Annotated in this window: 5 protein-coding genes; 3 read left to right on the plus strand and 2 right to left on the minus strand. The window is 62.9% G+C overall.

Annotation, left to right across the window (positions count from 1 at the left end):
• The first annotated feature begins 48 nt into the window (after window positions 1–48).
• Window positions 49–3,621 (plus strand): indolepyruvate ferredoxin oxidoreductase family protein, encoded by a 3,573-nt coding sequence (locus RY831_RS29350; protein ID WP_326509882.1) that lies wholly within the window; start codon window positions 49–51, stop codon window positions 3,619–3,621.
• Window positions 3,622–3,949: 328 nt separating this feature from the next.
• Complete coding sequence (gene rarD / locus RY831_RS29355) at window positions 3,950–4,852, plus strand: EamA family transporter RarD (protein ID WP_326509883.1); 903 nt, start codon at window positions 3,950–3,952, stop codon at window positions 4,850–4,852.
• A 25-nt stretch (window positions 4,853–4,877) separates the two neighbouring features.
• Here rarD and RY831_RS29360 read toward each other — a convergent pair whose 3' ends face one another.
• Both RY831_RS29360 and RY831_RS29365 read right to left on the minus strand, forming a co-directional pair.
• A complete protein-coding gene (locus RY831_RS29360; protein ID WP_326509884.1) occupies window positions 4,878–6,752 on the minus strand; it encodes a potassium transporter Kup in 1,875 nt (624 codons plus the stop codon).
• A gap of 186 nt (window positions 6,753–6,938) precedes the next feature.
• A complete protein-coding gene (locus RY831_RS29365) occupies window positions 6,939–7,568 on the minus strand; it encodes an OmpW/AlkL family protein (RefSeq protein ID WP_326509885.1) in 630 nt (209 codons plus the stop codon).
• A 237-nt stretch (window positions 7,569–7,805) separates the two neighbouring features.
• On the opposite strand from RY831_RS29365, the gene ettA reads away from it, so the two are divergent.
• Complete coding sequence (gene ettA / locus RY831_RS29370; RefSeq protein WP_326509886.1) at window positions 7,806–9,473, plus strand: energy-dependent translational throttle protein EttA; 1,668 nt, start codon at window positions 7,806–7,808, stop codon at window positions 9,471–9,473.
• The last annotated feature ends 144 nt before the right edge of the window (window positions 9,474–9,617 follow it).

The raw sequence follows: 9,617 nt of genomic DNA on the forward strand, positions 1-9,617 counted from the left end.
ACGACCTTGCCAGGCGCTATCTGAAATAACCATTTTGGAGACGAATCAATGCAAGCCGATACAGCAGTGGCCACTGCTGGGCAGGCCGGCGACGCCGAACGCGGCGCTCCCGCCCTCGCCCCCGTCAAGCTCGACGACAAGTACACTTCCACCTCGGGAAAGATTTTCCTGTCCGGCATCCAGGCGCTGGTGCGCCTGCCGCTGATGCAGCGCCAGCGCGACCTGGCGGCCGGACTGACCACCGCGGGCTTCATTTCCGGCTACCGCGGCTCACCGCTCGGCGGGCTGGACGAGACGCTCTGGAAAACCCAGAAGCTGCTCGAAGAGAACCACATCAAGTTCGTTCCCGGCGTCAATGAAGACCTGGCGGCGACCGCCGTCTGGGGCACCCAGACGGTGGACCTGATCGGTCCTGCCAAATACGATGGCGTGTTCGCCATGTGGTACGGCAAGGGGCCGGGCGTGGACCGCTGCGGCGACGTCTTCAAGCACATGAACCATGCCGGCACCGCCAGGCACGGCGGCGTGCTGCTGGTGGCCGGCGACGACCACGGCGCCTATTCTTCCACCCTGCCGCACCAGTCAGACCATATCTTTTCCGCCTGCATGATCCCGATGCTGTATCCCTGCAACGTGCAGGAATACCTCGACCTCGGCCTGCATGCCTGGGCGATGTCGCGCTATTCCGGCTGCGCGGTCGGCTTCAAGGCGCTGGCCGATACCGTGGAATCGACGGCCTCGGTCGATGCCGATCCGTTCCGCCTGCAGATCGCCTATCCCGACGACTTCGTGATGCCGGAGGGCGGGCTCAATGCGCGCCTGTCGACCGACACGCTGGGCGTGCAGGCGCGCAAGCAGGAAGCGTTGATGCAGGATTACAAGATCTATGCGGCGCTTGCCTATGCGCGGGCCAACAAGCTCAACCACACCACCATCGACAGCCCGAAGGCCAGGCTGGGCATCATCGCATCCGGCAAGTCCTACCTCGACGTGCTGGAGGCGCTGGAGGAACTTGGCATCAATGAGCAGCTGGCGGCCGAGATCGGCATCCGCCTGTTCAAGGTTTCCATGCCCTGGCCGCTGGAGCCGGACGGCGTGCGCGAATTCGCGCAGGGGCTGGACGAGATCCTGGTGGTGGAGGAAAAGCGCCAGATCGTCGAATACCAGCTCAAGGAACAGCTCTACAACTGGCGCGACGACGTGCGCCCGCGCGTGATCGGCAAGTTCGATGAAAAGGGCGAATGGGTGCATCCGCGCGGAGAGTGGCTGCTCACATCGAAAGCCGATTTCTCGGTGGCGCAGATCGCCCGCGTGATTTCGCAGCGCATCGCGCGCCTGCAATTGCCGTCGCAGACCAACGACCTGATCAAGGCGCGCCTGGCTTTCCTCGAAGCCAAGGACAAGGTGCTGACCAAGGCGGTGAATACGCCGCCGCGCCCGGCCTACTACTGCTCGGGCTGCCCGCACAATACCTCGACCAAGGTGCCGGAAGGCAGCTTCGCGCTGGCCGGCATCGGCTGCCACGTGATGGCCACGGCAATCTACCCGGAATTCAACAAGCTGACCACCCACATGGGCGGCGAAGGCGCGCCGTGGATCGGACAGGCGGCCTTCTCCAAGGTGCCGCACGTGTTCCAGAACCTGGGCGACGGCACCTATTTCCATTCGGGTTACCTGGCGATACGTGCCGCCGTCGCGGCCAGGGTCAACATGACCTACAAGATCCTGTACAACGATGCGGTGGCGATGACCGGCGGCCAGCCGGTCGACGGCACGGTGTCGGTGCCGCTGATCGCGCAGCAGATGGCGGCCGAGGGCGTGAAGCGCATCGCGCTGGTCACCGAAGACCTGTCGCGCTATGCGGACCGCTCGACCTTGCCGGCACAGGTGACGCTGCATGACAGGAAGGACATGGATGCGGTGCAGCGCGAACTGCGCGAGATCGAGGGCGTGTCGGTGCTGATCTACGACCAGACCTGCGCCGCCGAGAAGCGCCGCCGCCGCAAGAAGGGCGAATTTCCCGATCCGGACAAGCGCCTGTTCATCAATGACGCGGTCTGCGAAGGCTGCGGCGACTGCGGCGTGCAGTCGAACTGCACTTCCATCCTGCCGCTGGAAACCGAATTCGGCCGCAAGCGGGTGATCGACCAGTCGTCGTGCAACAAGGACTATTCCTGCGTCAAGGGCTTCTGCCCGAGCTTCGTCACGGTCGAAGGCGGCAAGCTGAAGAAGTCGAAGACCGGTACTGCAAAACAGGACGACTTCGGCGCGCTGCCGGAGCCGGTGCTGCCTTCCTGCGACTCGGCCTACAACATCCTGCTCAACGGCATCGGCGGCACCGGCGTGATCACCATCGGCGCGCTGATCGGCATGGCCGCCCACCTTGAGGGCAAGGGCGTGTCGGTGCTGGACATGACCGGCATGTCGCAGAAGAACGGCTCGGTGACGTCGCACATACGCATTGCGAACGTGCCGGGCACGCTGCGTGCGCAGCGCATCGCCACCGGCGAGGCCGACCTGGTGCTGGGCTGCGACATGCTGACCGCCGGCGCGCAGGATGCGATCTCCAAGATGCGCGCCGGCCGCACCCGCGCGGTGGTGAATACCCACCAGCAGCCGACCGGGCATTTCGCCAAGCAGCCCGACTGGCAATTCCCGTTCGAGGAAGTGCAGGCGCTGATCAATGAATCGGTGGCCGACCGCGCCGATTACATCGATGCAACCCGGCTGGCGACGGCGCTCATGGGCGATTCGATCGCCACCAACCTGTTCATGCTCGGCTTCGCCTACCAGAAGGGCGCGCTGCCAGTGTCGGAAGCGGCGCTGCTGCGCGCGATCGAACTCAACGGCGTGGCCGTCGACGCCAACAAGAAGGCCTTCCTCTGGGGCCGCCGCGCCGCGGTCGACCTGGCCCGCGTGGAGCGCATCGCGGTGCCGGCCCAGACCGTGACGCTGCAGATGCCGCAAAGCCTGAACACGCTGATGAAGCGCCATGTCGCCTTCCTCACCGACTACCAGGATGCGGCCTATGCGGCGCGCTATGCCGAACTGGTCGAGCGCGTGCGGCAAGCCGAGGCACAGTTCGGCCAGGGCGATAAGCTGGCGCGCGCGGTGGCGAAGTCTTACTTCAAGCTGATGGCCTACAAGGACGAGTACGAGGTGGCGCGGCTGTACACCGACGGCCGCTTCGTCGAGAAGCTGAAGCAGCAGTTCGAAGGCGACTTCAGCCTCAAGTTCAATCTCGCGCCGCCCCTGCTGGCGAAGAAGGATGCGAAAGGTCACCTGGTGAAGGCCGAGTACGGCAGCTGGGTATGGCAGGGTTTTAAACTGCTGGCCAGGCTGAAGAAGCTGCGCGGCACGAAACTGGATGTGTTCGGCCACACCGCCGAGCGAAAGATGGAACGCCAATTGATCACCGAGTACCGCGACATGATCCTGTCGTTGCTGGACGACCTGGATGCCGCGCGGCTGCCGCTGGCGGTGGAGATCGCGGCGCTGCCGGAAAAAATGCGCGGCTTCGGCCATGTGAAGGAAGCGGCGGTGGCGAAGGTCCGGGAAGAGCAGGATGCGCTGCTCAAAAAATATGCAGCGATGCGGGAAGGACTTCCGCACGCTGCATGAAAGTGAGCGAAGCGACCCGTTGGCCAGGGAGGGAGCGGCCGGCGGACCGGTCCGGACGAAAAGGAGGGAGCCACGCGTCCGGACCGGGAACCAGTGTATGGTCCGCCAATAATTTTTCGGCAAGCCGTTACAGGCTTTTACCCGAGCCGCGATTCCGATACAGGATGTTACTTGCCGCTGCATGACATCACGTGCATTTGCCCAGCATGAAGCGGCTTGTCCATTCTTGCGGCAATTGCACCGCTCTACCGACGGCATCGCACCATTGCTGGGATAATGCAGCCACGCTGGCGTCTTGTTCGTCCGCATCATCCCTGATCGATCCGCAATGAATACTGGAATGCTATACGCGGCCTCGGCCTATGCGCTGTGGGGCGTGTTCCCGCTTTACTTCAAGGCGCTGCAGGAAGTGCCGCCGCTGGAAATCCTGCTGCACCGGATGGTGTGGTCGCTGGTATTCGTCGTTCTTGTGCTCAGCTGGAAGAAGCAATGGGCCTGGCTGGGCGAAGTGCTGCGCAAGCCCAGGGTCGTGCTCGGATTCACCGCCAGCGCGGTGCTGCTGGGCGGGAACTGGTTCATCTACATCTGGGCCGTCAACAACGGCAACGTGGTCGAAGCCAGCCTCGGCTATTTCATCAATCCGCTGTTCAACGTGCTGCTGGGCTCGCTGCTGCTGCATGAGCGGCTGCGCCCGGTGCAATGGTGCGCAGTGGCGCTGGCCGCCTGCGGCGTGGCCTGGCTGACCTGGCAGGCCGGCAGTTTGCCATGGATCGCGCTGATGCTGGCGGCCACCTTCGGCCTGTATGGCCTGCTGCGCAAGACCGCTTCGCTTGGCGCGCTGGAAGGACTGGCGCTGGAAACCCTGGTGCTGTTCCCGGTGGCATTCGGTTATCTCGTTTTCCTGTCGGTGCAGGGACACAGCAGTTTCGCCGGCGCATCGACCACGACCCAATTGCTGCTGGCCGCGGCCGGCCCGATCACCGCGGTGCCGCTGCTGCTGTTCGCCTCGGGCGCCCGACGCATTCCGCTGTCGCTGCTCGGACTGCTGCAGTACATCGGGCCAACGATACAGCTGCTTCTCGGCGTCTGGCTGTATCACGAACCCTTCGGCGGCGCGCGCCTCGCGGGCTTCGCTCTGATCTGGGGCGCGCTGGCCGTCTATTCGCTCGAAGGCCTGTGGCAGGCATGGAGTAGGAAGACGGCGCCCGCTACCCAGGCGACCAAGGCCTGAGCCGGCGGCAGCTGGTGCTGCTGGTTCAAATCGTGATCTGCGTGCCGAGTTCGATCACGCGGTTGCTCGGTACTTGGTAGTAGTCGGCGGCGCCGCGCGCATTGCGCGACATGCCGACGAACAGGTGCTCGCGCCAGGTCGCCATGCCGGAGCCTGGACCGTGGATCACGGTCTGGCGGGCGATGAAATACGAGGTTTCCAGGCTCTCGAATTCCAGCCCGCACGCCCTTGCCGCTTCCAGCGCCTGCGGAATGTTGGGCACATCCTTGAAACCGTAGTGCACGTTCAGCTGGTAGCACTCGTTGCCGAGCGCATGGACTTGCACCCGCTCGCCCGCCTCCACCCACGGCACCTCATGGGTCACCACGGTCAGGAATACCACCCGTTCATGCAGCACCTTGTTGTGCGACAGGTTGTGCAGCATCGCATGCGGCACGCCGTCGTTTTCGCCGCGCAGATAGATCGCGGTGCCGGGGACCCGCATCGGCGGATCGAGGAACAGCGATTCGAGAAAGACTTCCAGCGGAATGGTGTGCTTCTTCAGGCTGTCGATGATCAGCTCCTTTCCGCGCTTCCAGGTCAGCATCACCGTGAACAGCACTGCGCCCAGCAGCAGCGGGAACCAGCCGCCGTGCAGGATCTTCAGCACATTGGCCGAGAACAGCGACACGTCGATCAGCAGGAAGAAGCCGGTGGCGAGGAAGCACAGCAGCAGGTGGTAGTGCCAGCGGAAGCGGATCACGAAGAAAGTCAGCACCGTGGTGACCAGCATGGTGGCGGTGACCGCGATGCCGTAGGCGGCGGCGAGGTTGGACGAGGAGCCGAAGCCGATCACCGCCAGCAGCACGACGGCAAGCTGCAGCCAGTTCACCATCGGGATGTAGATCTGCCCCATCTCGCTAGCCGAAGTGTGTTCGATGCGCATGCGCGGCAGGAAGCCGAGCGCGATGGCCTGCTTGGTCATGGAAAAGGTGCCGGAGATGGTGGCCTGCGAGGCGATGACAGTGGCCATGGTCGACAGCGCCACCAACGGGTAGATGCTCCATGCGCCGAGCTGCTGGTAAAAGGGATTGTCGACTGCCTCGGGATGCGTGAGCAGCAGCGCGCCCTGGCCGAGGTAATTGAGCGCCAACGCCGGAAAGGCGACCAGGAACCAGGCCATGCGGATCGGCCTGGCGCCGAAGTGGCCCATGTCGGCATACAGGGCTTCGGCACCGGTGAAGGCCAGCACCACGGCGCCCAGCGCGATAAAGGCGGTGAAACGGTTGTCGGCGATGAAGGCGAGCGCATGCCAGGGATTGAGCGCGGCGAGAATGGCCGGCGCGGCAACGATATTGACGATGCCCATGATGGCCAGCGCTGAGAACCAGACCACCATGATCGGGCCGAACCATCTGCCGATGCCGGCGGTGCCGCGCGACTGCAATGCATACAGCGCGATCAGCACCGTCACCGTCAGAGGCACTACATACGGTTCGAGGCCGGGCGCGGCGACTTCCAGCCCCTCGATCGCCGACAGCACCGAGATCGCCGGCGTGATCACGCTGTCGCCGTAGAACAGCGTGGCGCCGAACACGCCCATGAGCATCAGCGGGAAGTAGAAGCGCGAAGTCTTGCTGACGGAAGACAGCGCCAGGGCCATCAGCGCCATGATGCCGCCCTCGCCGCGGTTATTGGCGCGCAGGATCAGGGTGACGTACTTGAGGGAGACGATCAGGATGAGGCCCCAGACGATCAGGGAAACCACCCCGACCAGGTTGGCCGGGTTGAGCGGCAGGCCATGGTCCTTCGAGAAGACTTCCTTCATCGTGTACAGCGGGCTGGTGCCGATGTCGCCGTAGACGATGCCAACCGCCGCCAAAGTCAGTGCGGCAAGACTGCTCTTGTTTTGTTGTGACACGTTGTTGTGCGCTGCTTTTTGTTTTGATGCATTGCACAATAGGATATGGGAATGCCAATTGCAAGGGGCTTTTTGCGGCGGCCGTGCAGGTGCATCAAGGCCGCTCGATAAAAAGGCCGGTCATGGACCGGCCAAATGCACCCGGCAAGTAACGCCGGGGCCAGGGAAACCGCGCCGGTTATCCGGTCAGAAACGGTAGCCGAGGCCCACGCCGATCAACACCGGGTCAACCTTCACCTTGCTGACCGCGGTTCCGCCAACCAGCACGTCGCTGCGGATCTGCACTTTCTTCACATCGAAGTTGAGGGACCAGTTCTTGTCGATCCTGAAGTCGACGCCGGCCTGCAGTGCCAGGCCGAAGCTGTGGCTTTCCAGGTCCGCCGTGCCGTTGAGCAGCTTGACGCTCGAAATGCGTGTGTAGTTGACGCCTGCGCCGACGTAGGGACTTATCTGCGCAGCGGGCGTGAAGTGGTATTGCAGCGTCAGGGTTGGCGGCAGGTGCTTGAAGCTGCCGATCCTGCCGAGACCGGATACCGAGACATCATGCTTTTGCGGATAGGTGAGGATCAGTTCCGCCGCCAGATTCGGATTGAAGAAATAGCTGATGTCGACTTCGGGTATGGTCTTGCTGCTGACAGAAATGGCGTCGGCTGGCAATCCGGCCAGTGCGCCGCTGCCCGCAGCCGACTTGCCGGCCGTGTCGATATGGACAGCGCGCGCCCTGATCTGCCAGGGACTCTGCTGTGCCGATGCTTGCGTAGAAACCAAGCCAAAAGCCGAAGCCGCCAGCGCGGCGGCCAGAATTGTTTTTTTCATGGGATGCCTCTTCAAGTTGCATGTCGGAACGACGCAGCCAGTCTAGTAACGAGCAGCAACAAATTGATTGACCCAAGTCAAATTAACCATGCTTCCTGCAGGGTTTTTAGAAACGTGCCGGTAAAGCGTTTATCCACGCTGCAAAGGCACCGAAATTTTGCGTGCGCCTCCAACTGCCGCGCGCATCGGTTATCCTTGCAGCTCTCTTCTTTTGCAGACCCGCTACTGAATACCTCTATGGCTCAATACGTCTACACCATGAACCGGGTGGGCAAGATCGTCCCGCCCAAGCGCCAGATTCTCAAAGACATATCCCTGTCCTTCTTTCCGGGCGCCAAGATCGGCGTGCTCGGCCTGAACGGTTCGGGCAAGTCGACGCTGCTCAAGATCATGGCCGGCATCGACAAGGACATCATTGGTGATGCCATGCCGATGCCAGGCCTGAACATCGGCTACCTGCCGCAGGAACCCCAGCTCGACCCGGAACAGACGGTGCGCCAGGCGGTGGAATCCGGCCTGGGCGAAGTCGCCGAGGCCCAGTCCAAGCTGGATGCGGTCTACGCCGCCTATGCGGAGCCGGACGCCGATTTCGACGCGCTCGCCGCCGAGCAGGCGCGCCTGGAAGCGATCATTGCGACTTCGGGCGGCGGCAATCTCGACCAGCAGCTGGAAATCGCCGCTGATGCGCTGCGCCTGCCGCCCTGGGATGCAAAGATCGGCGTGCTGTCCGGCGGCGAAAAGCGCCGCGTGGCGCTGTGCAAGCTGTTGCTGTCCAAGCCCGACATGCTGCTGCTCGACGAGCCGACCAACCACCTCGACGCGGAATCGGTGGACTGGCTGGAGCAGTTCCTGCAACGCTTCCCCGGCACCGTGGTCGGCATCACCCACGACCGCTACTTCCTCGACAACGCAGCCGAATGGATCCTGGAACTCGACCGCGGCCACGGCATTCCGTGGAAAGGCAACTACAGCTCCTGGCTGGAACAGAAGGAAACCCGGCTGAAGCAGGAAGAAGCGACCGAATCGGCGCGCCAGAAAACCATCCAGAAGGAACTGGAATGGGTGCGCCAGAATCCCAAGGGCCGCCAGGCCAAGAGCAAGGCGCGCCTGGCCCGCTTCAACGAGCTGTCGGAACACGAATACCAGAAGCGCAACGAAACGCAGGAAATCTTCATCCCGGTGGCCGAGCGCCTCGGCAATGAAGTGATCGAGTTCAAGAACGTTTCCAAGGCCTTCGGCGACCGCCTGCTGATCGACAATCTGAGCTTCAGGATTCCCCCGGGCGCGATCGTGGGCATCATCGGCCCCAACGGCGCCGGCAAATCGACGCTGTTCAAGATGATCGCCGGCAAGGAGCAGCCCGACAGCGGCGAAGTGGTGATCGGACCGACGGTCAAGCTGTCGCTGGTGGACCAGTCGCGCGAGGACCTGGGCAACAAGAAATCGGTGTGGGAAGACGTCTCCAACGGCGCCGACATCCTGACCGTCGGCCGCTTTGAAATGCCGTCGCGCGCCTATCTCGGCCGCTTCAACTTCAAGGGCAGCGACCAGCAGAAGATCGTCGGCAACCTGTCGGGCGGCGAACGCGGCCGCCTGCATCTGGCCAAGACGCTGCTCATGGGCGGCAACGTGCTGCTGCTCGATGAACCGTCGAACGACCTCGACGTGGAAACCCTGCGCGCGCTGGAAGATGCGCTGCTGGAATTCGCCGGCAGCGTGATGGTGATTTCCCACGACCGCTGGTTCCTGGACCGCATCGCGACCCACATCCTTGCGTTCGAGGGTGATTCGCAGGTCACTTTCTTCGACGGCAACTATCAGGAATACGAAGCCGACAAGAAGAAACGCCTCGGGGAAGAAGGCGCCAAGCCCAGGCGCGTACGCTACAAGCCGGTGACACGCTAAGCCGGGATGGCTTGGTCGAAGTAAAAAGTTGAATCGGAAAGAAATAAAAAACGCCTCGGGAACGAGGTAATGCCGTTCAGTTAAGACTGAGCGGCATTTTTCTTTTCGGGTGTTGTAAACGGTCGCGAGGGCTGTTAACCTGCG

This window comes from Noviherbaspirillum album, assembly GCF_035916955.1.
GTDB lineage: Bacteria > Pseudomonadota > Gammaproteobacteria > Burkholderiales > Burkholderiaceae_D > Noviherbaspirillum > Noviherbaspirillum album.